Genomic DNA, 24,386 nt, shown 5'->3' on the forward strand with positions numbered 1-24,386 from the left:
CCTTCGCGGCTACGCTCGGGCACCTGCAGTGCCGGCACCAGCGCCGCACACCCCAGCCATAACAATAGCCCCAGCCACAGCAGTTGGTAAAAGCGCTTATCTTCTGTTTGCCAGCTGTGCTGGCTTACTGCTGCCGCTGTCATGGTACCTCCGGCTTAGCCGGCGCCAGTGCTTCCACCGCCAGTGACAAGTCGCGGTATTCAGTAGCGGCACAAATCGCCATAAGCTGGCGCAACAAACCGTAGGGGGTGGCCGCATCGCCTAAAATAGTCAACGGCCGGCCGACAGCTTGCTGTGTCTCGTCAAGCGCACCGGCGCGGCTGGCCAGGTAATTCAGCTCAGCGGTTAATGCTTGCGTTAACTGCGGCAGCCACAGGCTGCTGTCTTGTTGCCAGTCGCCCTGCCATACCGGTTTACCCTGCACCAAAATGCCGTTGCCGGTAATGGTCAGCATCACTTTTTCTGTGGGTAACTGCTCTGATACCGAGCGTGGCAGGCTGATATCTTTATTACTCTGCAGCACTTTAACTTCAGACTGATTCACCATCAGGAAAAACACCAGTATGGTGAAAATGTCCATCAGTGCCACCAGATTCAGCTTACTGGCCTGTGCCAGGCGCTGATTTTGCCGCTCCAGGCGCTTAGCGCGAAATGACATCTTCATTCGCTCACCTCCGTCGGCAACGGGCCCAGCGCAATTTGCGGAAACAACTCGGCATCAACCAGCTGGGCCGCGACCACGGCTTTAAACGAGCGCACCGTGTCCATCGCGCTGACCAGGGTTTGATAGTCCAGATCGTCCGCGGCCAGAATACTGATATCCTGCTTATCAATATTTTTTTGCTGCAAGGTCAGCTTCAAGTCCTGTAAAAACAGGCTTAAAGCGGCAAAGTCATAGTGGCCCTGAGCATTAAGCGGAAATACCCGCAGCGGCTGGCCGGCCGGATAATTCAGCCTTAACCGGTCGGGGTGAATTTCCAGCTCCAGCTGCTGCGGTTGCTGCTGCTCTTGCTGTAATTGCTGTTCGGTTAACGGCGGCAGCTGAATATTCAGCACCCGGATTTGCGCAAACACCAGGCTGAGTAATAACACCGGCACCAGCACGATCATCAGGTTCATAAAAGACGTGATATCTAGCTCAGCCTCGGTGAGCAGGTTTTTACGCCGCTTGATCATCCCGCCCACCGTCTGTTTGCTTGGCAATGCTGTTCATCAGTTTAATACCGACCATTTCCATGGTGTCGATAATGGTCGCGGTTTTGCCCTGCAGCAACGCATGGACAAATACCAGTGGAATAGCGGTAATAAGACCAAAAGCCGTGGTGTTCATCGCCACCGAAATACTGGACGATAACAGGCTGGCTTTTTCCGACGGATCGGCATTGGCTACCGCCGAAAAGGCCGCAATAAGCCCCATAATGGTACCCAACAGCCCGAGCAGGGTGGCCACGTTGGCCAGTGTTGCCAGAAACGGCGTGCGCTTTTGCAGCCGCAGGCTGTATTCCAGCACCACCTCTTCCATCGCGTATTCCATATCTTCGCGCCGTTTTGACGAGCGCAACCGGTGTACGCCACTGGCCAGCATGGCAATCAGCGGCGCACTGCTTTGCTGTGCCAACTGCAGAATTTTACCGGTATCGGCCTGCGCCAGTGCCGGCTGCACCTGCGCCAGTGCCCGTTGGTTTACCGCATAGACCGAGCGTAAAAACCACCAGCGCTCAACGGCAATCACTATGCCTAACACCAGAATAAAGGCGATAGGATAGATAAAGACACCACCTTCCTGTAAAAACCGAACTATGCCGTTGAACAACTCCATGAAACCTGTCCTCTTATTGCTGTTTTTCGTTAACTGTGGTTGGGTTTAGTGCGCTGTTATTGTCTTGCTTCAGCGCGATAAAGCGTAAAAATTGCGGCCGATCGAGCGGCGACAAGGTGATTTTTCGCGCGGCCAAAGGCTCGGCCGCAATACGAATTTCGCCGACCGGGCTTTGCCAGGGCAGCACATAAATCGTTTTCGGCTGCTCCTGATTACCACTGATGGTGCTGTCAATTTGGACTTCGGCAGTTTGCTGTGCCGCTGCTGTGCTGCAAACGCACAGTAACAGCCAGGTTTTAGCGTTCATCGGTTTGCTCCTGCGCTAATTGTTGATCCAGCAGCGCCAGCCAGCCGGCCACCGCCGGATCCTGGCTTAAGGCTTCATATTGCTGATAGTGATAGCGTGCCTGTAATAACTGGCCTAAATATAACTCGTACAAAAATGCCAGGTTTTTATGGGCCGGCGCATACTGGCTATCGGCTGTCAGAGCAGCGCTGAAATACTGCTCAGCGTTGGCAAAGCGGCCCTGCTGGCGTGCCAGCACACCGGCTAAATTCAGCGCCGGCGCATACTGCTGTAACGATGGTAGCCTGGTTAAGGTCTGCTCGGCGCTATCAGTATCGCCCGAGCGCCACTGGCTTAATGCCAGATTATAAGCCACACCGGGCGCCTCTGGCAGTTGCTGCTGTAATAACGTAAAAGCGCTGACGGCGCTGGCAAAGTCGCCCTGGCGCAGCAAGGCGGCTGCGGCTGAAAACTGCGCTTGTTCGGCATCGGTCAGGCGTTGAGGCGCCAGCACCGGGCTTTTAACTACCTGATGCTGCTGTGCTGGCTCTGGCGCTTGCGGCGTATCTGGCAAGGCCGTTGTTGACGGTGTCTGGCTACAGGCCGCCAGTAACACCGCTAACATCAGGGTAAGACTGCGATTAATAGGCCGCATCGGCAGCTCCGCTATAAGCTTCAGGTTTATTAAATTTTGCCGGCAATAACTGCGCCAGGCGTTCAAAGCTCTGCGCTATCCAGCTGTCCCACAGTTGCTGCTGAGTAAGCCGGGTGTTTTGCTGATAAATGGCAATGGCCTGCTCTTCAAACGGGTAAGCCTGCTCCTCCAGCAATAGCTCGTATTCCTCCAGCGCCAGCTCGTCCAGGCCCTTTGGCCGGTCTGACGCTAAAATGGCTTTGGCCATTTGCTGATACAACTCTGCCACCTGAAACTGCGCTTCGCTAACCAGCTCTGCCACACCAAACTGCATACTTTGCTGGTACTGCTTAATGGCAGTACTCATATGTTGCTGTTTGGCTTTCAGGCTTTTGTTAAGTGGATGGCTCAGCGCTACGCCACGAAACAACAGGCTGTTGTGCCGGCCCAGCTCTAACAGCGCCTGCGCCGCCAGCTGCTGGCTGCGGCTATTACCGTCACTGGCGTATTGCTGCTCGAAGCTGGCAATTTTTTCCCGCCAGAAGTTTTGCCGGTACAGATCCTGCTGTTGTTGATACAGCGCCACTAATTGAGCGCGGGCTTCCTGCGCCAACAGATGCGGCTGCGGGTAACGGTTTGCGTAACTGCGCCAGCTATCCAGTGCCTGCTGCTGCGCACCGGCGCGCTGGTAGTACTGCGCCGCCAGATACAACGCCTCGCGCTGCTGCTCAGGCGCAGTACTATTTGCCGCCAGATAGCTCAGCTCGTCGGCTGCGGCTTGCCACTGCTCTGCCTGCTCGTAGCTGTCCAGCAGCATGGCACGGGCGCTAAGTAGGCGCTCGCTTTGCGGGTAACGCTGTATAAACTGCTTAAGCGATAAGATAGCGTGCTGATGCTGGCCTTGCTGGCGCAGCAAGGTTATTTGCTCAAAGGCCGCAGCCTGGTGATAGGCCGAGTCTGGCAGCACACTTTGTAGCCGCTGTAAGTGGCTTAAGATCTGCTCCGGGCTTTGCGCTGGCAGCTGAGCCTGCTGATAAATACTGGACGCCAGTTGCTCGGTTAACAGCTGACGGCGCTCTGCTGTCAGGTTGCTTTGCAGCAAGGCACTGATGCTTTGCTCAGCGGCGCTATACTGCGCCAGTGCCAGCTCGCTCTGGCAGTGCAAAAACTGCGCCTCGGCCACTAAAGCCGGCGTGCTTGGCGTTGGCCACTGCGTTACCACACTACTAAGCGTGAGCACCGCCTGATAGTCTTTTGCCTGATAGGCTTGCTGCAGCTGCTGTAGCGCCACTTGCTGCGCGGCAGGATGAGCACTGTGGTAGCGGACAAAGTCATGCTGCTGGCGCTGCCATTGCAGTATCTCTGCCTCAGTGGCGGTCTCACTTTGCGCCAGTTGTTCACTGAGCAACAGGGCTTTATAAGCTGCGTCGGGCGCACTAAACAGGCTGGCGTTAAGCTGTTGCGCATAACCGAGCGCCGTGTACAGGCTTAACGCCGCCTGCCACTGCTTAGCACCAAAGTGTGACTCGGCCAGCAAATAGCGCAGATCATCGGCCTGATAGCTGTTAGCTACCGCAGCGCGCTTAAGACGGGGTTCTTCCAGCACCTGTAACATTTGCTGCCACAGCGGCACCACAGCGGCATAGGCTGCCTGCTGCTGTGCCTGTGGCAGCGATTGGGCATTGGCATAACCACTGCGGGCAAAGTAATCCAGATATTGCAGCAAATAAGGCTGCACTTCACTAAGTGCAGTGCTATCGGCCTGCTGCCAGAAGGCAGCGGACGGGCCAAACAGGCTGATATACTGCTGCTGCGCTGCCAGCGCCGCACTGGCGTTGGCGTCTGACAAATGGTAACTGATGATATTAAGCTGCATTCGCGCTGCCAGCACTGAGCCGGGGTAGCGCTCAACAAAGGCGGCATAGCTTGCCAGTGCCGCGGCAGCTAACTGTTTCTCCAGCAGAAAATCGGCCAGTGCCTGATACAGCTGGGCCACCATTGGCAGCGGCCGCTGGTTGCCTTTAAAACTTACCCGCTCAATCAGCGCCGTTAAGCTGTCGGCCTGCGCCTGATAACTGAGTGAAATACTTAAGGTGCGCAGCACTTCCTGCTGGATGCTCTGGCGGCTGTCGTCCGCCGGCGTAATGGCATCACTGTACAGGCTGTCTAACAGCTGTAAAAACTGCTCGTCGGCGCGCTCAAACTGCTGCTGTTTAAAGTAGCTCCAGCCTGCCATATAGCGTGCCTGTGCCTGCAAACTGTGCTCACCGGTTTGTAGCACAGCCAGGTAGCCCTGCAGCGCCTGGTCATAGGCGGCGCGGCTGTAATAAATATCGGCCAGCCGAAACCAGGCTTCAGCGGCGAAGGCCGAGTCAGGATATTGCTGTAACAGGATTGTCAGCTGGTCCAGACAGGCCTGCTGCTCGCCAAGCAAGTCGTAGCTTCGCGCCAGCTGATAGCGGATAAGCTCGTTATTCGGATCCTGCGGGTATTCGCTAAGCAACTGCTGATAGCGCTGCACCAGCTGCCACAAGGCGTCACGCTCCTGTGCGGCCGGCAGCGTCTGGCGCTCCAGTTGGCTGGTATGCAGCTGCGACAAGCGGTATAAAATTTTCTGCCGGGTGGCTTCAGCGGGCGCTAACGCCAGTATTTGCTGATACAGCTTATCCAGTTGCTGCTCCGTCACCGCCGGGGCCTGTTGCAAGATGCTTTGGTCAAAGGCCGGCAAATCGGCCAGCCCAGGCCGTGCCATTAGGCGTTGCTCAGAGGCGCAGCCCGCCAGCAGCGCACTGCACAGGCTAAGCGAGACCAATAATGCCGGTTGACGCAGCTGAAATAGGCTCATCGGCTCACCTCAGCTTGTGTCAGTGCTGCCGGCAACAGCCGCTCCATCATGCGCGCCATCGACTGTTTATTGTGGCGCTGCAACTCGGTTAACCGCGCCAGTTGCGCTTTGCGCTGCTGCTGCAGTTGCTGGTTTAACTGTGCCAGTAACTGTTGCTGCTGGCTTAGCAGTGTCAGGTTTAGCTGCTGCTGCGACGCACTTAACTGCGCCAGGCGTTGTTGCTGGGCTTTTAAACGCTCGGTGCTGCTGCCCTGTGCGGCCAGCTGCGCCAATTGCTGCTCTGCCGTTTGCAGGGCGCTGCTGATTGCGGCCAGTTGCTGGCGGCGCTGATAGCGCCCCTGGGCACTATTATCACTGTAATGCCAATGCAATAAGCCACGCAGCCGCGCCAGCCGCTGGGCATAATTGTTGTCATAGTTGTTATCGCTATTAAGCGCGTTTTCTATACTGGCAAAACGCTGCCCGGCTTGCTCAACGCGGCGCAGCTGCTGATAGGTGTCGCCGTCGGTCAGGCTCAGCGCCAGCGGTTGCTGCTCGGCGTCAGCAATTTGCCGGCGCAAATCGTCATAACGCTGCTTGAGTGTGGCTGCAAGGCCGGTCAGCTGTGGCAGGCGGCTACTGAGTAATTGTTGTTGCTGGCCTAATTTAAACTGCACCACCTGGGTAAGCCGCTGCAGGCGCTGCTGGCGCACTGGCGCCGCCGCTAGCTGCTGCTCGACGGTTAAAATGTCCTGGCTAAGCCGGTACAAGTCATTGTGCTCGGTCAGCTGTAACTGTTGCCAGTCTGATAAGCCTTGTTGTAGCTGACTCACCTGTAACGGCCTGGCTTGCTGGTTAATTAAGCTGCTTTGCTGCTGATAATATTGCTCAGCCCATTGGTACGCTGCCAGCGCGTCGGAAAAGTTCGCTTGTCGCTCCAGTTGTTCGCCCAGGCGGGTGGCCCCCTGCCAGGCTGTCAGACTAAACGGCTGCTGCTTAATTTGCTGCTGCAAAACGGCCAATAGGGATGGAATATGGCGCTGCTCGGTCAGAATATGGCTGTATAAGCCAAGCGCGGTGTCACTAAGCACACTGTCGAGCGGAAAGCTTGCCAGCAGTGCCTCGGCATCTGCCAGCTCCTGCCGGTCGATATGCAGCTGAGCTTTGAGCAGGGTGACATAATCGCTCAGTGCTGCTTTTTCTGCCGCCGGATAAATAAAGCCAGCCGGCGCGCGCAGCGAGCGCCACTGACCGCTGAACAGCAGCGCCCAAAAACCACGCTGCTCCGGCACCCTTAACTGTTGCTGCAGCTGGTTAAGCCAGTTAAGCGCCACATCTGACTGGCCGGCCCTTGCCAGCGCCAGTGCCTGATTGCTGACGATATAGGGCATTTCACTCTGGCCTGCCAGCGCGCGAATCGGCGGCGTTTCAGGCAAGCTGATATCAGGCCAGTAGATTAACTGACTCAGTAACTGCTGCTCACCCAGCCACTGGCCGTCGGCGCCTATTTGCACCTGCGCCAGGTAGCGTTGTGCCAGCGCTTTGTTACCCAGCTCCAGCTGGTAACGGGCAAACTGCAATAAGGCAACATTACGCAGCGTACGCGGTAAAGCGTTATCGCCAACATCGTCTTGGTTTAGCAAGTGCTGCAGAATAACAGCGGCATGCTGCGGCATAGCCAGTTGCAGGTACAAGCCTGCTTCAAGCAGCGCGGTGCGCGGGTCTTGTGCTTTGGCCAGCTGCAGGGTTTCCAGCGCCTGTTCAGGCTGTTGCAAATAAAACGCCCAGGCCGCCTGACGGTAATGCCAGTTGTCGGGGATAACGGGTGACGCCGCCAGCAGTGAGGATGGCAGTAGCAGCGTCAGCAACAGGGCGCGGCTTAGTCGTTGGACCATGGCTTAACGACAAAATCAGGTTGATAATCACTGCTGCGATCATTGATCTGCAGCTCCAGCAGCACCGCGTCTTCGGCTTTGGTAAATGTATGGCTGACCGCACGGCGATAATCACGGTTATCCGGCCCTTTGCCAACAAATACCGCGGTCAGGTGATGCTCGCCGGCTTTAATATTGCCCTTATACAGCGGCTGAATAGCGCCACGCTTGATCGCGTCCCACTGCTGAGCAGTATACAAATGTGACTCAACCGGTGTGTCGTTTAACAGCAGTTGCACGCTGTCGAGCTGGAAAAACTGGCCGGCATCGGCCGATACAAACACCGCCAGCTGAGTTTGTGGCGGAAACAGCAACTCTTCTTCCAGCAGGAATAATTCGCGATTTAACTGGATAACCTGCTGCTTCAGCTGCTCCAGCTCAGTGGCCACCGGCAGCTGATCCGCGCGGGCCAGCAGGCTGGCAAACAACAAGGCAATACACACTAGCACTTTCATCTGGTTATCCTGTTAAAAATAAAGGCTAAAAAAGGCCCGCACTACATTGGCATCCAACCGGTATAACGGCTCCTGCCCCGGCTGCGCCTCGGTAATGGTGACATTACGAAAATTCTGATAGCTAAAACGGATATGATCCCACTGCAGGTTAAGCTCGGGTTTGGCAGCAGGCCAGAACGACCACAGCGGCAGCGCATAACTGGCGCCCAGCCCCAGGGTAATATTGCTAAACTCGCTGAGCTCTTTGTCGCGCGCCATAAAGTTTTGCTGATTGGCAAAGTCGAACAGGTCACGGTAAAACTCGGCCTGGCCCTGCGCATACCAGCGCAGTTTGGCTTCCAGTGTCCAGTCGGCATTTAGCGGGTGCACATACTCAAGCTCGGCATCTAATGCGCGGATATCCCAGCTATCCTGATAATGTCTGAGGTTGAAACTCAGCGCAGCGCGATAAGGCAGGTACACTTTATTCACCAGCGAGATGGCCAGCGCATTACGGGTGTCAGGGTAGACTTCACTCTGGTAGCTATAGCCGAGCGGGGCTGTGTTATCGCGGTAACGCACACTGCGATAGGGGTTATTTAAAAAGCCTTCGTCTAAATCGACCTGCATATTAAGCGCCGCTATCCAGCTGCTGCTCAGCACCTGTGTCCAACCCAGTTTATAGTTATAGCGCTTTACACCGGCAGTAAAACTGTCGTCGCCATTGCGCCCCACCGTATCATCGCCAAAGCCCGCTTCCAGGCTCAGCGTCGTCATGCCGCCAAAGGTGTCATGGGCGATGGCAAAGGACATCGATTTGGCGTTGTAATCATCTTCATCGCTTTGCGCGTAGTTCAGGCTGAGGATACTGTTACCGGCCAGATAATCGACACCTACGCGTTTTTCGTGCCGGGTTTCGGTATAGGCAGAGGCTGTTGCCTGCACATCAATAGAGGCACCCGAGACAGTATCAATGTAATAGTAGCCGGACAGTGACACAGTCTGGCCCACTTTTTTACGCAGCATCAGCGCCGGGCCATCAATAGATACACCGCCGCCCTGATAACCGTGATACATCAAGTCAGCTCTGTCCTGCGGCAATACCGCAGCCTGTAGCAGCGGGCTTAGCAGAAATAGTGCGGCAAACACCCCAAACGGCCAAAGCCCCCTAGTTACAGCCACAGCCGCCTCCGCCACTGCCATTGGCGCCTTTAGCCGCCTCACGCGAGTCCTGCACATGTACGATATGTTGCAGCGCTACCGGATGACGGCCAAACGCCATGATAGGGTCAGCCAGCTTGTCGCGCTCATAGGGTTTTACCCAGGGCTCTAAGCTGGCACAGCCACTAAGCAGCAATACAGGCACTAAACCCAGCACCCGCTTATTCACGCAGCAAGCCTTTGATATCGTTTTCATATTTCTTCTCATAACCCGGCTGATAACCGCGATGCACGCTGCGCACTGCACCGTTTTTGTCAACAATGACGGTGGTCGGCATCGCTTCTACCTGAAACGCCTTGGACACGCTGTTATCGACATCAAACAGCACCGGAAAACCGACCGGCACCTTGTTCAGATAAGCCAGCGCCGCTTTGCTGTCGTTTTCTACATTAACGCCCCACACCTGCACACCCAGCATCTGATATTTCTGTGCCAGTTTATCCAGTGCCGGCATTTCCTGAATACAAGGGCCACACCAGCTGGCCCAGAAGTTAATCAGCATAATGTCACCACGCTGTTCAGCCAGGCGCAGGTTGTTGCCATCCAGTGCCTTCAGGGTAAAATCCGGCGCCTGCGCCGCCTGCAGCGGCAGTGCCAGAGCGGCCAGTACTAATGTGATGATGCGAAGTTTCATGCTAGTTCACCTTCTCTATACAGCTAAAAATACAGCGCCAGCCCAAGCGACAAACTTAAGTTATGCGTGGTTTTGCTGCGCGCTAAAATAGTGGTTTCAAAAATATAATCGCTAAAGGTCAGCTCCACTGCCAGCCAGTCGGTGGCATACAACCTGAACTGACTGCCCAGGTGCAGTGCAAACACTTTATCGCCGGCAAAATCAACATTACCGCCGCCGGCAAACAGCGCCAAGCCGCTGTTCAGCGCGAAATCACGCGTTAAAAACACTTCGCCCGGCAACAACATATAGCCAACATGGGCACCGTAGTATTGCCATTTGCGCTGCTCGTCGGTTAACAGCGGTGCGGCGCCACTTAATTCTTCAAACGAGGTGCGACCCGCTTTGGCAAAGGCATACTCGGCACTGAGATAAAAGTCTTCGTTGATCTGGTAGCTTAATTGCAACGCCCCCAGCGCACTGCTGCCAAAATCTTCAATGCTAAGCACCCCGGCGCGCACCCCCAGCAGCCAATTTTCACTATCCAGCACATCTTCGTTAATGATGGTGCGCTCAATATCCGGTGTCACCTGTTGTGCGCCGGCCCAGACGGGGGCCAAACACAGCACTAAAAAAATACGCTGAAGCCAAGTTTCCATGTATCAATCTCTTCGTTGTCATTACGGTCGGTGACGATTACGCTGCGCCGGTAGCCGGCACGGGCAATAAAATTGCGGCTGATATAGTAACGCAGGCCAAGTTCGCTGCTGGCCAGCGTATTGTTGCGATCCGGCGTTTGCACCAGCACAGTGCGCGGCGTGGTACGCAGTACACCACCACCGATGCCAAAATAAGGCGATAAGCGCCAGTGTGGCATGGGGCTTAGGTAAATACTCAGCTCTGCCGACAGGTTATCCGCCTGCTGGCCATTGGCCTGGCCCAGCGCCAGTTCGGCCTGCACAAATTCGCTAAACAGATAAGATACAGACAGCTGATAGTAACTGCTGCCGTTAAAATCACCAAAGGCGACACCCGCTTCAAACTGACGCTGCCTGTACGCATCCAGTTTGTCGTCGCTGACACTAAAACGCGCACCGTCCTCGCTTTGTAACGCCATCAGATCAGTGCGTGCCAGCCAGTAACGTTGCTGCTTAAATTCTACCTGCACCCAATCCTGCCGCCGGCTAACTAAGGTTAACCTTTCTTGCTTTATCGCCACCTGTACAATCGGATAACCGCGGCCGGGGCCGGAATGTAAATTGACAAAATCGGTCTGCACCGTCACCTGCAGCGGCTCTGCCAATAGCGGCTTTGCCTGTAGCGACGAGCCTATCAATACCAGCAGAGCAAAAACGAAGCTGCGCATTTATTGCTCCGGTACGGCAAAGGGCGAGTTGTAATACTGGGCGCCGATATCTAACCAGTCCGCCAGCAGTTTTAGCTCGGCGGCTGTCAGGTAGCCCTGATGGCTGCCGCTTTGGCCAAAGCGGCTGAAAAACGCTGTACTTTGCAGGGCGCTGCCCGCGCGCATACTGGCGTTTACCGTAACGGTGACCATTAATGGGATCGGATTGCCGTTATCGTCGAGGATCAGATTGCCGTCTTCATCGGTGACAAACAGCAGGTTGCCGTCAGCGTCTGTCGCCTGCACCAGGCGGTCGACCAGTACGCCACCGACTAACTCCTGTTCATTGTCATTGCTTAACAGCTCACGGTAACTGCGATAGTGCGCAGCTTCCAGATCTGAGGGTTCAGCATCCAGCTCCAGTTGGGCTACCGGTATGCGGGCATTACCATCGGCATCGGTGCGGCTGTGACAGCTGACACAGGTATTATCGGCTATCAGCTCATTGCTTTGGCCATCAAAGCGGCGCCGATCCAGGCTCCACAGTGGCTGGATATGGGTCGGATAGTCAATGCGCAGCCGGCAACTGGCCAGCCATTGCTCAAAGCAGGCGACGCCGACCGGTAGCGCTGTGGTTAAGTCCTGATAACTGACTAACTCAGCTGCATCCGGTGCGCGCCGGGCCGGATCGGTCCAGATATCAATATAGCGCAGCGCTTCATCAAGCTCTGGCACACCATTAATACGGGCTGCGGTTTGCGCCATGGTTTCCCCCGGCAGGGCAATCAGTTGCGGGTTAGCATTGGCAAAAGGTGCCATAGCGCCTGCGCCACCATTGGCGGGGTCCGCCTCGCCGACGCCGTCAACCCGGCCATGCGGCGCAGTGCTGTCGGCGGTATGGCAGCCATTACAGCTGCGGGTTTCGCCCGGCCGTAAACTGAGCCATTGTTGGTGCAGCGGCGACACCGCCTGGCCCTGGGCATTTAACAGCGCTAAATTAAACGGCACATCGGCCGGCACCTTCACCAGTACTGAACCGTCTGGCTCGACCGCGACGGTACCGAGAATGTCGCGCATTAACTGGCGCCGGCTAACGCCAAAGGCAAAATCCGGCGTATCTAATACCTCTTCCGGCGGCAACGGCACGCCGCGCACTAAACGCAAATACCTGACCGGCCGTTCGCTGGCGGTGTTTTGCATCGGGTCCGCCAGGCTGGCAAGGTCGACACTGCTGCTACCGGCAAAATCATACACACTGCGGATCTCTAAAATAGCGGCGTTTTCATCAATCAGTGTAGTGTCCAGTGTTGGCTTGGCGGGTAAAAAAGCGCCATTGTCATAAGCCTGCAGCACCACCGGCTCACTGACCAAAAGCCCTTCCTGCCCCGGCCGGACCGGTACCTGAGTTTGCTTTACCGTATCGAACAACCAGAGGCCGTAGAGCGGCTGTGCCAGTTCCAGTTCGCTGGCGTCTTCCACCTGAGCACAGCTTAACACTTGCTCTGCCACAACAAGCCGGCACGGTGACCAGCTTACCAGGTAGCGGCCACTGCCATCTTTTAACGGCACATAGCTGTTTATCGCACCGGCGCGCTCGGTACGGCCGGTATTATCAAAAGCCCAGGGAAACAGCGGCGTTTGCGCCGGTTCAACCAAGGTCTGTCCGGCCAGCGGCTGGCTATTGTCGCTGGCAATATCAATAGCAATACGCTGGGGCCAGCTGTTGTAATAGGGCGCATCAACACTGCTTAATGCCAGCGATACACTGCCATCGTCCAAGACAATCGCCTTGCCAAACTCCACCCGGCTTTGCTCGGCGCCGCTATTATGTGAATGCCAGCCATAAACTAACTGGTTGTCAGTGCCATCCGGGCGCATTTGGTACCAGTTCAGCATATTGCGATCGCTTTGGTTATCCCAGCGGCTGTAGATAATGTGGCCATCCGGCAGCAGTGTCGGGTAAAGATCGTGGCTGAGATTAAAGGTTAATTGCTCAAGGCCAGTACCGTCGGCATTGATCACATGTAAGTTAAACGCCGGCGCATTTAAATCCTCATCTAACGCAGTGTACTGCGGCTTAAATTCGTCCAGCAGAATTTGCCGGGATTTTAGCTGGCGGGTAGAGCTGAAAATAATACGGCCGTCGGCTAAAAATGCCGGGCTGACATCATGGCCGCGCTGTGCCTGTTGCTGATCGGCTATCAGCGGGCTTAAACTGGCACTAGCCACATCATAACGCCATAAGTCCCATTTGGGCTGCAGCTCGTCCGGCACATTGTCGATATCGGGTGCACGCAGTGCAAACAGCAGCGTTTTGCCATCAGGCGATGCCACCAGATCTTTTACATCGTATAACGCATCGTCAGGGAATAACGCACTGGTTAAATCACGCTCGGGTGAGTCGGCAAAGGCATTTTGTTTCAGGATAAGGCGGGCACCTGGGTTAAAGGCACTGGGGTCAAATACCTGTGGCGCGAAGGGTTCGTCTTCGCTAATCAGCAGCGGACGCTCGACAAATGCCAGCGCAATTTCCTGCACTACAGGGTCAACAGGCTCTTGCTGCACACTGATGTCGGCTTTGCAGCCAAGCAGTGACAAGCAGACTGAAAGAAGGCATGCTCTTGTTATTATTATCATTTCTAATACCAGCTTGCTTCTACTGCGTGGGCAGGATGGCGCAACAGTTTAACTTACCATACCGACAGCTTATCGCTGGCTTAACAACACAGCAAGATAAAATTTATTACAAAAAAAGCCAGCATAGGCTGGCTTTATTAACGTTAGATGAACAGCTGTTATAAGTCGGCTTCAAACGCCTCAGGAATGGCCTGCTCTACCGGTGTTTCACCCGGCTTTAACAGCAGGCGGGCACGCAGCTCTTTTTCAATTTCATCTGCCACCGCCGGGTTGTCCTGCAAAAATTTCATTGCATTGGCTTTACCCTGGCCAATTTTATTGCCCTGATAGGCATACCAGGCGCCGGCTTTATCTACCAGGCCTTGTGCGACACCTAAATCAATCAGTTCGCCTAACTTATTAATGCCGGCGCCGTACTGAATAATAAACTCGGCTTGTTTAAACGGCGGTGCGACTTTGTTTTTCACCACTTTAACGCGGGTTTCGTTACCGGTAATTTCATCACCTTCTTTTACCGAGCCGATACGGCGAATATCCAGACGCACAGAAGCGTAGAATTTCAGTGCGTTACCACCGGTAGTGGTTTCCGGGTTACCAAACATCACACCAATTTTCATGCGGATCTGATTGATGAAAATACACAGCGTATTAGAGCGTTTAATGTTGGCGGTTAACTTACGCAGCGCCTGTGACATTAAACGTGCCTGCAAGCCCATGTGGCTGTCACCCATATCACCTTCAATCTCAGCTTTGGGCGTTAACGCCGCTACCGAGTCAACGATGACCACGTCTACCGCTGCAGAGCGTACCAACATGTCACAAATTTCTAAGGCCTGCTCACCGGTGTCGGGTTGAGATACCAACAGGGCATCCACATCAACACCCAGTTTTTTCGCGTATACCGGGTCCAGCGCGTGCTCAGCGTCGATAAAAGCACAGGTTTTGCCAGAGCGCTGCGCTTCAGCAATCACCTGCAGCGTTAAGGTGGTTTTACCGGAAGACTCAGGACCATAAATTTCAACAATACGGCCATAAGGTAAACCGCCGATGCCAAGGGCAATATCCAGCCCCAGTGAACCGGTCGATACGGCTTCGATATCCAGGGCGGTACTGTCGCCAAGGCGCATAATAGAGCCTTTACCAAACTGACGTTCAATCTGGCCTAAAGCGGCAGCAAGGGCTTTTTGTTTGTTGTCGTCCATTTTTATATCCATGGTTGCGCCGGCGTCACCGGACAATTAACACTGTATGCTCGTACAGTAGTCTAGTTTGCTTCTGCTGTCAACAGCGCAATACTCTGTTTCAGCGCGTAATGAATGGCTTGCTGGCGCACGGCAGCCCGGTCGCCGGCAAACACCAGCTGACTGCTGGCCAACTGGCCGTTAAGATAAAAACCAAAACAGACGGTGCCCACCGGCTTATAGGCCGAGCCACCGTCTGGCCCGGCGATGCCGGACACGGCAATCGCCATGTCAGCGCCGGCTGCAGTGGCCGCGCCCTGCGCCATCTCGCACACCGTTTGCTCGCTTACTGCGCCGTATTGCAATAAGGTGGCGCTGCGCACCGCCAGTAACTGCTGTTTGGCTTTGTTGCTGTAGGTAATAAAACCACGATCAATATAAGCCGAGCTGCCGGGCACGGCGGTTAAACTATAAGCAATACCGCCACCGGTGCAGGATTCAGCAGTGGTGATACTGTACTTTTTCCGTAATAATAGCTGGCCTAAATCTGTCGCCAGCTGCAGGCTGTCTGCTGCGACCGTCATAGCTTATCCAACAGGGAATACACAACGCCATTATGCCGTCAGAGATGAAAACGGAGCAAGCCTTAAGCGCACATACCCCGATGATGCAGCAATACCTGGGGTTAAAAGCCCAGCACCCGGACATTTTACTGTTTTACCGCATGGGTGATTTTTATGAGCTGTTTTACGACGATGCAAAACGCGCCGCAGCGCTGTTGGATATCTCGCTGACCAAGCGCGGCCAAAGTGCCGGCACGCCAATCCCGATGGCGGGCGTGCCCTATCATGCGGTGGAAGGCTATCTGGCACGGCTGGTGCAATTAGGCGAGTCGGTGGCCATTTGCGAGCAAATTGGCGATCCGGCGACCAGCAAAGGCCCGGTCGAGCGCAAAGTGGTGCGCATTGTCACGCCAGGTACGGTTACCGATGAAGCCTTACTAAACGAGCGGCAGGATAACCTGCTGTGTGCTATCTATCAGCAGCGCGGCCAGTATGGTCTGGCACAGCTGGATTTAACCAGCGGCCGCTTTTTATTAAACCAGGTGGATAACAGTGACGATTTAGCGGCCTTACTGCAGCGGTTAAACCCGGCAGAGCTGTTGTACCCGGAAGATTTCAGTGACAGTTACCTGACTGAAAAACGCAAAGGCGCACGGCGCCGGCCAGAGTGGGAATTTGAGCTGGCCAGTGCCAAACGGCTATTGTGCCAGCAGTTTGCCACCAAAGACTTACTCAGTTTTGGTGTGGAGGATGCCCCGGTGGCACTGATGGCTGCCGGCTGCGTCATGCAGTATGTAAAAGACACCCAGCGCGCGGCACTGCCGCATATCCGCGCCATCGCACTGGAGCGCAGCCAGGACAATATCGTACTGGATGCCGCGACCCGGCGTAACCTGGAGCTGACGCAAAACCTGGCCGGCAACTATGAGCATACGCTGGCCGCAGTGCTGGATCGCAGCCAGACGGCGATGGGCTCGCGCCTGTTAAAACGTTGGATCCACGCGCCGCTTCGCCAGCAGGCCCAGGTGAATGCCCGCTTAGACGCGGTAGCCGAATTACAGCCGCAGTATGACGAGCTACAGCCACTGCTAAAACAGATTGGCGATATCGAGCGGGTGATTGCCCGTTTAGCACTGCGTAGCGCCAGGCCGCGTGATTTTGCCAGGCTGCGCCAGGCATTAAGCCAACTGCCCGAGCTGGCGCCGTTATTACAGCCACAGCAAAGCGCTCTGCTGCGGCAGATCTGCCAGCACAGCCAGCCGCTGCCCGACTTGCAGCAACTGTTGCAACAGGCCATCGTTGAAACGCCGCCGGTGCTCATTCGTGATGGCGGTGTCATTGCCCCTGGCTACAACGCCGAGCTGGATCAATGGCGTGCGCTGGCCAGCGGCGCCACAGATTACCTGGAGCAACTGGAGCGGCGTGAGCGCGAGCGCACCGGCATCGCATCTTTAAAGGTAGGGTTTAATAAAATTCATGGTTATTACATTGAAACCGGCCGCAGTGCTGATACCAAGGTGCCGGCAGACTATGTGCGCCGCCAGACGCTGAAAAATAACGAGCGTTATATTATTCCCGAGCTAAAAGAGTATGAAGACAAGGTGCTGGGCAGCCAGAGCAAAGCGTTAGCGCTGGAAAAACAATTGTATGAGCAGCTGTTTGAGTTAACCGCGCCCTATTTGGCCGCGCTGCAGCAGTTAGCGCAGGCACTGGCTGAGCTTGACGTACTGTGCTGCTTTAGCGAACGTGCCGACAGCTTGCGTTATTGCCGGCCGAAACTGGTCAGCCAAACCGGCATTAAGCTTGAGCAGGCGCGCCACCCGGTGGTAGAGCAGGTATTAACCGAGCCTTTTATTGCCAACCCTTTAACGCTCAACAGCAGCCGGCGCATGCTAATGATTACCGGCCCCAATATGGGCGGTAAATCAACCTACATGCGCCAAACCGCGCTTATTGTGTTAATGGCCTACATCGGCTGCTTTGTGCCGGCCGACAGTGCCGAAATTGGCCCGGTCGATCGTATTTTCACCCGCATTGGCGCCTCAGATGATTTAGCCTCAGGCCGCTCGACCTTTATGGTAGAGATGACCGAAACCGCCACCATTTTGCACCATGCCACCGAGCACAGCCTGGTGCTGATGGACGAAATTGGCCGCGGCACCAGTACCTACGACGGCCTGAGTTTAGCCTGGGCCTGTGCCGATTACTTAGCCAGCCAGATCAAAGCCTTAACCCTGTTTGCCACCCATTATTTTGAATTAACCGAGCTGGCCAGCACTCTACCGGGCTTAGCCAACGTGCACTTAGACGCGGTAGAGCACGGTGATGATATCGTGTTTATGCACCATGTACAGGAAGGCGCTGCCAGTAAGAGTTTTGGTTTGCAGGTCGCCCAGCTGGCAGGCGTACCTAAAGCAGTTATACAGCGCGCACGGCATAAACTCAGCGAGCTGGAGCAGCATAACCAAAATGCTACACCAGAGGTTACGGCTACAGCAGCACAACCCCAGCTTGAACTGCTACCGGCTGAGCACCCTGTGCTGGAACAACTACGCGGCCTGGATCCGGATCACCTCAGTGCCCGCCAGGCATTAGAGCTGTTGTATCAGTTAAAACAGCAGTTATAACTTGACATAAAATGTATACATTTTAAATTAGGTATACTTTTTATCGTTGAGTGTTGCTATGCGAGTCAAAGATCTGAGTCTGTCGGCGATAGTTGCCGGCTTTGTCGCCGTGCTGGTAGGCTTTGCCAGTTCGGTGGCCATAGTGCTGCAAGCAGCCAGTGCGGCCGGTGCCAGTCAGGACATGATGGCCTCCTGGCTGTTGGCACTGGGTATAGGTATGGCCGCCACCTGTATCGGCCTGTCGTGGTATTACAAAGCGCCCATTATTACCGCCTGGTCTACGCCGGGCGCAGCCCTGCTCGCCACCAGTCTGCAAGGGTTAACCATCAACGAAGCCATAGGGGTGTTTATCTTTACCGCGGCCTTGGGTGTGGTTATTGGCCTAAGCGGCTGGTTTGATAAACTCACTCGGCTTATTCCGCTACCCCTGGCCAGCGCCATGCTGGCTGGCATTCTGCTGCAGTTTGGCCTGAGTATTTTTAGCTCGCTGCAAAGCCAGGCGGTACTGGTTGGCATAATGTGCCTCAGTTACCTGCTGGCGAAACGGCTGTCACCACGTTATGCCATTTTATGGGTGTTAGTCACGGGTTTACTCTGTGTGGTAACACAGGGCCAGTTTAACTTCAGCGCCGTGACGCTAAGTGTTACCACGCCGGTGTGGGTAACACCGCACTGGTCACTGAGCGCCCTGTTGGGGGTTGGCTTGCCATTGCTGTTGGTGACCATGGCGTCACAAAATATTCCGGGCATTGCCGTTATCCGCACCAGCGGTTATCAGACGCCGGTGTCACCGCTTATTAGCAGCACAGCGCTGGCGACCCTGCTGCTGGCGCCCTGGGGCGCCTTTTCTATTAACTTAGCCGCTATTACAGCGGCTATCTGCACCGGCCCGGAGGCGCACCCACAGCAAAGCAAACGCTATATCGCCGGTATCGCAGCAGGCATATTTTACCTGCTAGCGGGTCTGGCGGGCGCGACCGTAGTGGCGCTGTTTGCTGCCTTTCCCAAAGAGATGATTGCCGCCCTGGCAGGTCTGGCGCTGCTTGGCACCATAGGGGCTAATCTGGCGGTAGCCAGCAGCGATGGCGAGCACCGCGAAGCGGCCATAGTGACCTTGCTGGTTACCGCCAGTGGTGTCAGTTTCTTTGGCGTGGCCGCTGCATTCTGGGGCCTGATTGCCGGCGCAGTAACGCTGCTGGTGGTTAATGGCCTGCGCCGGAGCAGAGCATGCTAAAAAAACAGCAGCTGTATCAGCAGTTAAAGCAGGATATTCAGCTGCAATACTGGGCACCGGCACAGGTGCTGACACAGCAACAGCTGGCGGCACATTATGCGGTAAGTCGTATCGTGGTGCGCGATGTGCAGCAGCAACTGATGAACGAAGGCTGGCTTGATGCCCATGGTAAAGCCGGTATGCAGGTGGCCGGTTTTAGCGCTGCGGAAGCAGAGGAGCTGTGTTTGCTGCGGCTGCAACTGGAGCCGTTAGCCCTGCAGTTAGCTGCCCCAGCACTGAGTTTCAGCCAGCTGGGTCAGGCTGAAGATCTGCTGACACAGTTAGCGGCGCACACGGCCTTGCCTGCCTATCAGCGCGGCGAATTAAACTGGCAGTTTCACCGCCTGCTGTATCAAAGCTGTGGCAAACCGCATTTACTGCGCTTGCTGGATTTATTACACCAACAGGTGGCGCGCTATCTGGGCTATCAGGAGCAGGCTCTGGCCTACACCGATACCAGTGCTGGCGAGCATCAGCAACTGGTCACACTGTTACGCAGCGGTCACACGGCTGCCGCTTGTCACTTGCTGACAGAGCACATCAGCGCTGCCAGTGCCCTGCTGGTCCAATATCTGAAAAACACAAAAGGCGCCTGACAGCGCCTTTTGTGTTTATGTTAGTTAATACTCTTGCTTAACCTGTACCTGCGCTATTCCTGAAACAGCGTTTCGATATTCAGCCCCTGATGGGTAACTATTTCACGCAGCCGCCGCAGGGCTTCTACCTGAATTTGCCGCACCCGCTCGCGGGTTAAACCAATTTCGTGGCCAACATCTTCCAGCGTTGACGGTTCATAGCCGAGCAAACCAAAGCGGCGGGCTAATACCTCGCGCTGTTTCGGATTAAGCTCGTTTAACCACACCACCAGATGCTGACGAATGTCTTCATCCTGCAGCTCGGTTTCCGGCCCCAGCTCTTTTTCATCGGCAATCACATCCAGCAGTTGTTTCTCTGATGCCCCTGCCACCGGCGTGTCAACCGAAGTGATTTTTTCATTTAGCTTGAGCATTTTGCGCACTTCATCAACCGGCCGGTCCAGCGCGGACGCTATTTCTTCCGGTGTTGGCTCATGATCAAGCTTTTGCGACAACTCGCGCGCGGCGCGCAGGTAAATGTTCAGCTCTTTTACCACATGGATCGGCAGCCGGATGGTGCGGGTTTGGTTCATGATGGCCCGCTCAATGGTCTGCCGGATCCACCAGGTGGCATAGGTAGAAAAACGAAAACCGCGCTCGGGGTCAAACTTCTCCACCGCACGTATCAGGCCCAGGTTACCCTCTTCAATTAAATCCAGCAGTGCCAGGCCACGGTTGATATAACGGCGGGCAATTTTCACCACTAAGCGCAGGTTACTCTCGATCATGCGTTTGCGCGCCGCCTGATCGCCTTTTAACGCCAGACGGGAAAAATACACTTCTTCTTCGGCGGACAACAGCGGCGAAAAACCAATTTCACCCAGATAAATCTGCGTCGCATCCATGGTTTTCTGGCTATCGTCGCGGGTGAAGATATCATCAGTGCTGCTGTCTTCACTGGCCAGTGCAGCGGCATCCGGCTCTATCTCATCTTCCAGCAGGGTTTCTTCTGACAACTCATCTTCTTTAAACTCTAATACGTCATCGTCACTTTTTTGTCCCATATCCTTTCTCCCACGTCTACAGGGTGTTGGGGCTTTGCAAGCGCTATCGCATCCATTCCTGATAATACTTGTTGTCAATCTTATTATTTTGGCAAATATTTTAACGGGTCTACTGAACTGCCACGAAAACGGATCTCAAAATGTAACCGGGGATCTGTGGCGTCAGTACTGCCCAATTCGGCGATCTGCTGTCCTGCGGTAACCATTTGTTTTTCTTTTACCAGCAATTTACGGTTATGCGCATAAGCACTTAAGTAATCTTCGTTATGTTTTATGATAACCAGATTACCGTAACCGCGTAGGGCATTACCGGCATACACCACCTGCCCACTTGCCGCCGCGTTAACCCTGGCACCGTCCCGCCCGGCAATATCGATACCTTTATTACCGTGCTGCTGACTGGAGAAGCCGGAAATAATTTTACCTTTTACCGGCCACTGCCATTGCACCAAGTCCCTATTCAAGGTAGGATGCGCGGTTTTTTCTGGCGTTTTCGCTGTAGTCTGAACATAACCCTTTTGATTTTTTGGCGCAACAGGTTTAGCCGGTTTTACCGAACTATTTGATTTTGCTTGGCTTGAACTATTCTTATTTGTGTTTTTGGTCGGGGTTGTTTTCGTAATTACCGGTGTGGTGTTGGCACTGGCCTTTGGCAGCGGGCCAGATAATTTCAGACGCTGGCCAGGGTAAATAGTATAGGGGCTGGCAATACCGTTAATACTGGCCAGTTGCCGCACATCTTTGCCGGCACGAAAGGCTATCGCATACAGGGTGTCGCCGCGCTGCACGGTGTAACTGCTGCCACTTAGGCTACCGCGGTTACGCTCCTGATAAAAATTTTCCCTAAGCTCCAGCGTGGTCACGGGTGCCGGCGCGGTGCGCGATGAGCAGCCTGGCAATACCCACAACCCAGCCAATAACAAAGCCAATAACGCGCCTTTGCCGTAGCATAGCCCGGCAGCGTCCTTGTAGCAGCCAGTTATCAGATTAACAACGCAGCGGATAACGCACTCCTTTTACCGCCCAGCATCGCCGGGGCCTTGGGCTTAATCTGCCTGCCGCTGCCCGCTTACCGGTGCACTGGTTTTAAGCCATTTTTCCATATTCAGTAACAGTAACATTATTACCACGCCAAGCACTGCACTGGCAAACGCCGCCACGGCATCGGCCGGTGCCACCTCACGGGCATACTGCCAGGGCCAATACAATTGCTGTGCACTCTGCCAGGGCCAGATACGATAAAAAGCCCCTATTACAACGCCAATCAGTAGCGCCAGGCTGGCATCATGATAATGCCCTAACAACCAATTGAGTAAACGGGAGAAGCTCAGCAGCCCGACAATACAGCCCAGCATAAACAATAACAAAATGCCGACTTGCAGCTGTGTCACCGCCAGTAGCACAGGGGCATACATACCCGACATCAGCAGGATAAAGCTGCCGGAAATACCGGGTAAAATCATGGCGCAAATAGCCACAGCGCCGGCGACAAAGAACATCCAGGCCTGGGGCTCCAGCTCACGCGGCGTCAGCATGCCCACCAGCACGGCGAAAGCAATACCGAGCGCACACAATACCAAGCGCCACAGCGTCCAGCGCAGCGTACGGCATAAATGAGGCAAGGCAGTTACTATCAAGGCACAAAATAACGCCCACAGCGGAATGGGCCGCTGTTCAAGAAAATAGCTGATAAGCCCGGCCAGCGAGAAAATACTGGCCAAGACGCCGCCAAACAGACAGAGTAAAAAAGTACCATCAATATGGCGCCAGAATGCCTGAAGACGGCCACGACTCAGTAGCTGTAGCGCCTGTAAGTTACAACTGCTGATGGCCGCCAGTAAGCGCTCATAAATCCCCAGAATAAACGCCAGGGTGCCACCGGACACGCCGGGCACCACATCGGCTGCGCCCATTGCCAGCCCTTTGATAATCCATTGTAGATACTGCATGGCTACTCCTGCCTCAGGCCAAACTACCTGGTACCAGCGGCACAAAACGCACCGCTTCGATGTCCTGCGCGCTAATATCATCACCGCTGCGCTGATACACCCTAAGCACTTGCTCCTGTGCGCCAACCGGGATCACCAGCCGGCCACCGTCGCTTAATTGCTGTAGCAAAGCTACCGGCACTTCGGTGGGCGCCGCTGTGACAATAATGCTGTCAAACGGTGCTTTACTGGGCCAGCCTTGCCAGCCATCACCATGCTTCATCGACACATTATGTAAGTCGAGCTGCTGCAGGCGCCTTTTAGCCTGAAACTGCAGCGCTTTAATACGCTCTACGGTACAAACGTGCGGAAACAGCCGCGCCAGTATTGCCGTTTGGTAGCCCGAGCCGGTACCAATTTCCAGTAATTTGCCCGGCGCCTTATCTTGCAGCAACAACTCGGTCATGCGCGCCACGATGTAGGGCTGAGAAATGGTCTGGCCCTGGCCTATTGGCAGGGCGGTATTTTCATAGGCTTTATGCGCCAGCACCGCTTCGACAAACAGGTGTCTGGGGGTATGGGCGATAGCGGCTAATACCTGTTGCTGTTTAATGCCTTCGCTTTGAAGTTTCTGCGCCAATACCGCGGCGCTGCGTGATGTTGCTACTGCCATGTTACAGCCGGATCCCCTCTAACCAGGTTTGTAGTCTGTCCATACTTTTGTAGGCCGTCATATCAATTTGCAATGGTGTAATAGACGCATAACCATTTGCAATAGCATAAAAATCGGTGCCTTCACCGGCATCCAGCTCGGGCCCCAAGGATCCATACCAGTAGATGTTACGCCCCCAGGGATCGGTAGCGCTGGTCATGGTTTCGGCTTTGTGACGCCGGCCCAGCCGGGTTACCTGTATACCTTTTAACTGCTCAATCGGCACGGCCGGCACATTGATATTAAGGATCTGATCGGCCGGTAGCGGGTGCGATTTCAGCTTTTTAATCACCTGCACGGTAACATAGGCTGCGGTGGTAAAATGCGTCTCATCGCGCCCGGCCAACGACACTGCCAGCGCTGGCAACCCCAGGTGGCGGCCTTCCGTTGCCGCGGCAACTGTACCGGAGTACAGCACGTCATCACCTAAGTTAGCACCATGGTTAATGCCAGCCACCACCAGATCCGGCGTAAAATCCAGCAACTGACTGATCGCCAGATGGACGCAATCGGTCGGGGTGCCGTTTACCGCCATAAAACCGTTGTCCAGTTGCTGTACCCTAAGCGGGTTAATCAACGTCAGTGAGTTACTGGCGCCGCTGCAATTGCGGTCCGGCCCGACAGTGGTCACTTCAGCAATTTGACTCAGCGCCTGCTGCAGCACCTGTATGCCTTTGGCATGCACACCATCATCGTTACTTAAAAGAATTCGCAT

General features: G+C 54.9%; 24 protein-coding genes. 3 read left to right on the forward strand and 21 right to left on the reverse strand.

What is annotated here, in order from left to right; genetic code table 11:
- Positions 1 to 139 precede the first annotated feature (139 nt).
- The 16 genes from RNAN_RS14865 to RNAN_RS14940 all read right to left on the reverse strand — a co-directional run bounded on the left by RNAN_RS14865 (position 140) and on the right by RNAN_RS14940 (position 15,513).
- Positions 140 to 664 carry an ExbD/TolR family protein gene (locus RNAN_RS14865; RefSeq protein WP_008223270.1) on the reverse strand — a complete coding sequence of 175 codons (525 nt, stop codon included), beginning with the start codon at positions 662 to 664 and terminating at the stop codon, positions 140 to 142.
- The gene (locus RNAN_RS14870; RefSeq protein ID WP_008223271.1) at positions 661 to 1,176 is read right to left on the reverse strand and encodes a biopolymer transporter ExbD; all 516 of its coding nucleotides are present in this window, start codon (positions 1,174 to 1,176) and stop codon (positions 661 to 663) included. Before RNAN_RS14870 ends, RNAN_RS14865 begins: the two co-directional genes overlap by 4 nt.
- On the reverse strand, positions 1,160 to 1,819 hold the full coding sequence (locus tag RNAN_RS14875; RefSeq protein WP_008223273.1) for a MotA/TolQ/ExbB proton channel family protein: 660 nt from the start codon (positions 1,817 to 1,819) through the stop codon (positions 1,160 to 1,162). The genes RNAN_RS14870 and RNAN_RS14875 overlap by 17 nt, the downstream gene beginning before the upstream one ends.
- Positions 1,820 to 1,832: 13 nt before the next feature.
- On the reverse strand, positions 1,833 to 2,126 hold the full coding sequence (locus RNAN_RS14880) for a hypothetical protein (protein WP_008223275.1): 294 nt from the start codon (positions 2,124 to 2,126) through the stop codon (positions 1,833 to 1,835).
- Positions 2,116 to 2,760, reverse strand: coding sequence for a tetratricopeptide repeat protein (locus tag RNAN_RS18765; protein ID WP_008223277.1), 645 nt, complete (start codon positions 2,758 to 2,760; stop codon positions 2,116 to 2,118). Before RNAN_RS18765 ends, RNAN_RS14880 begins: the two co-directional genes overlap by 11 nt.
- Positions 2,747 to 5,584: a tetratricopeptide repeat protein gene (locus RNAN_RS14890; protein WP_008223279.1), complete on the reverse strand. Its 2,838-nt coding sequence runs from the start codon at positions 5,582 to 5,584 to the stop codon at positions 2,747 to 2,749. The genes RNAN_RS18765 and RNAN_RS14890 overlap by 14 nt, the downstream gene beginning before the upstream one ends.
- A complete protein-coding gene (locus RNAN_RS14895) occupies positions 5,581 to 7,458 on the reverse strand; it encodes a tetratricopeptide repeat protein (protein ID WP_040552272.1) in 1,878 nt (625 codons plus the stop codon). The genes RNAN_RS14890 and RNAN_RS14895 overlap by 4 nt, the downstream gene beginning before the upstream one ends.
- Positions 7,443 to 7,952 carry a hypothetical protein gene (locus RNAN_RS14900; protein ID WP_008223283.1) on the reverse strand — a complete coding sequence of 170 codons (510 nt, stop codon included), beginning with the start codon at positions 7,950 to 7,952 and terminating at the stop codon, positions 7,443 to 7,445. Before RNAN_RS14900 ends, RNAN_RS14895 begins: the two co-directional genes overlap by 16 nt.
- 12 nt (positions 7,953 to 7,964) lie before the next feature.
- Positions 7,965 to 9,113 carry a DUF3570 domain-containing protein gene (locus tag RNAN_RS14905; protein ID WP_040552289.1) on the reverse strand — a complete coding sequence of 383 codons (1,149 nt, stop codon included), beginning with the start codon at positions 9,111 to 9,113 and terminating at the stop codon, positions 7,965 to 7,967.
- Positions 9,100 to 9,321: a DUF4266 domain-containing protein gene (locus tag RNAN_RS14910; protein WP_008223288.1), complete on the reverse strand. Its 222-nt coding sequence runs from the start codon at positions 9,319 to 9,321 to the stop codon at positions 9,100 to 9,102. The genes RNAN_RS14905 and RNAN_RS14910 overlap by 14 nt, the downstream gene beginning before the upstream one ends.
- A complete protein-coding gene (locus RNAN_RS14915) occupies positions 9,314 to 9,787 on the reverse strand; it encodes a TlpA disulfide reductase family protein (protein WP_008223289.1) in 474 nt (157 codons plus the stop codon). Before RNAN_RS14915 ends, RNAN_RS14910 begins: the two co-directional genes overlap by 8 nt.
- Before the next feature lie 23 nt (positions 9,788 to 9,810).
- Complete coding sequence (locus tag RNAN_RS14920; RefSeq protein WP_008223290.1) at positions 9,811 to 10,425, reverse strand: outer membrane beta-barrel domain-containing protein; 615 nt, start codon at positions 10,423 to 10,425, stop codon at positions 9,811 to 9,813.
- A complete protein-coding gene (locus tag RNAN_RS14925; protein WP_008223292.1) occupies positions 10,395 to 11,132 on the reverse strand; it encodes an SH3 domain-containing protein in 738 nt (245 codons plus the stop codon). Before RNAN_RS14925 ends, RNAN_RS14920 begins: the two co-directional genes overlap by 31 nt.
- A complete protein-coding gene (locus RNAN_RS14930; RefSeq protein ID WP_237739935.1) occupies positions 11,133 to 13,676 on the reverse strand; it encodes an HzsA-related protein in 2,544 nt (847 codons plus the stop codon).
- A gap of 230 nt (positions 13,677 to 13,906) precedes the next feature.
- Positions 13,907 to 14,950, reverse strand: a complete 1,044-nt coding sequence (gene recA / locus RNAN_RS14935; RefSeq protein WP_008223297.1) for a recombinase RecA — start codon at positions 14,948 to 14,950, stop codon at positions 13,907 to 13,909.
- A 62-nt stretch (positions 14,951 to 15,012) separates the two neighbouring features.
- Complete coding sequence (locus RNAN_RS14940) at positions 15,013 to 15,513, reverse strand: nicotinamide-nucleotide amidohydrolase family protein (RefSeq protein ID WP_008223298.1); 501 nt, start codon at positions 15,511 to 15,513, stop codon at positions 15,013 to 15,015.
- 32 nt (positions 15,514 to 15,545) lie between these two features.
- On the opposite strand from RNAN_RS14940, the gene mutS reads away from it, so the two are divergent.
- From mutS to RNAN_RS14955, 3 genes are read left to right on the forward strand one after another with little or no spacing between them, the layout of a single operon-like run.
- A complete protein-coding gene (mutS, locus tag RNAN_RS14945) occupies positions 15,546 to 18,119 on the forward strand; it encodes a DNA mismatch repair protein MutS (protein WP_008223299.1) in 2,574 nt (857 codons plus the stop codon).
- A gap of 46 nt (positions 18,120 to 18,165) precedes the next feature.
- A complete protein-coding gene (locus tag RNAN_RS14950) occupies positions 18,166 to 19,353 on the forward strand; it encodes a benzoate/H(+) symporter BenE family transporter (RefSeq protein WP_008223300.1) in 1,188 nt (395 codons plus the stop codon).
- Positions 19,347 to 19,988, forward strand: a complete 642-nt coding sequence (locus RNAN_RS14955; protein WP_008223301.1) for a GntR family transcriptional regulator — start codon at positions 19,347 to 19,349, stop codon at positions 19,986 to 19,988. Before RNAN_RS14950 ends, RNAN_RS14955 begins: the two co-directional genes overlap by 7 nt.
- A 53-nt stretch (positions 19,989 to 20,041) precedes the next feature.
- On the opposite strand, the gene rpoS is transcribed toward RNAN_RS14955, so the two are convergent.
- The 5 genes from rpoS to surE form a co-directional block, all read right to left on the reverse strand.
- Positions 20,042 to 21,031: an RNA polymerase sigma factor RpoS gene (gene rpoS, locus RNAN_RS14960; protein WP_008223302.1), complete on the reverse strand. Its 990-nt coding sequence runs from the start codon at positions 21,029 to 21,031 to the stop codon at positions 20,042 to 20,044.
- Positions 21,032 to 21,114: 83 nt separating this feature from the next.
- On the reverse strand, positions 21,115 to 21,960 hold the full coding sequence (locus RNAN_RS14965; protein ID WP_008223303.1) for a peptidoglycan DD-metalloendopeptidase family protein: 846 nt from the start codon (positions 21,958 to 21,960) through the stop codon (positions 21,115 to 21,117).
- 117 nt (positions 21,961 to 22,077) lie between these two features.
- Complete coding sequence (locus tag RNAN_RS14970; protein WP_008223304.1) at positions 22,078 to 22,980, reverse strand: DUF368 domain-containing protein; 903 nt, start codon at positions 22,978 to 22,980, stop codon at positions 22,078 to 22,080.
- Between the two features lie 13 nt (positions 22,981 to 22,993).
- The gene (locus RNAN_RS14975; protein ID WP_008223307.1) at positions 22,994 to 23,632 is read right to left on the reverse strand and encodes a protein-L-isoaspartate(D-aspartate) O-methyltransferase; all 639 of its coding nucleotides are present in this window, start codon (positions 23,630 to 23,632) and stop codon (positions 22,994 to 22,996) included.
- Position 23,633: 1 nt separating this feature from the next.
- Positions 23,634 to 24,386 (reverse strand): 5'/3'-nucleotidase SurE, encoded by a 753-nt coding sequence (gene surE / locus RNAN_RS14980; protein WP_008223309.1) that lies wholly within the window; start codon positions 24,384 to 24,386, stop codon positions 23,634 to 23,636.

The sequence above is a fragment of the Rheinheimera nanhaiensis E407-8 genome (genome assembly GCF_000296695.1).
In the GTDB taxonomy this organism is placed as follows: Bacteria; Pseudomonadota; Gammaproteobacteria; order Enterobacterales; family Alteromonadaceae; genus Alishewanella; species Alishewanella nanhaiensis.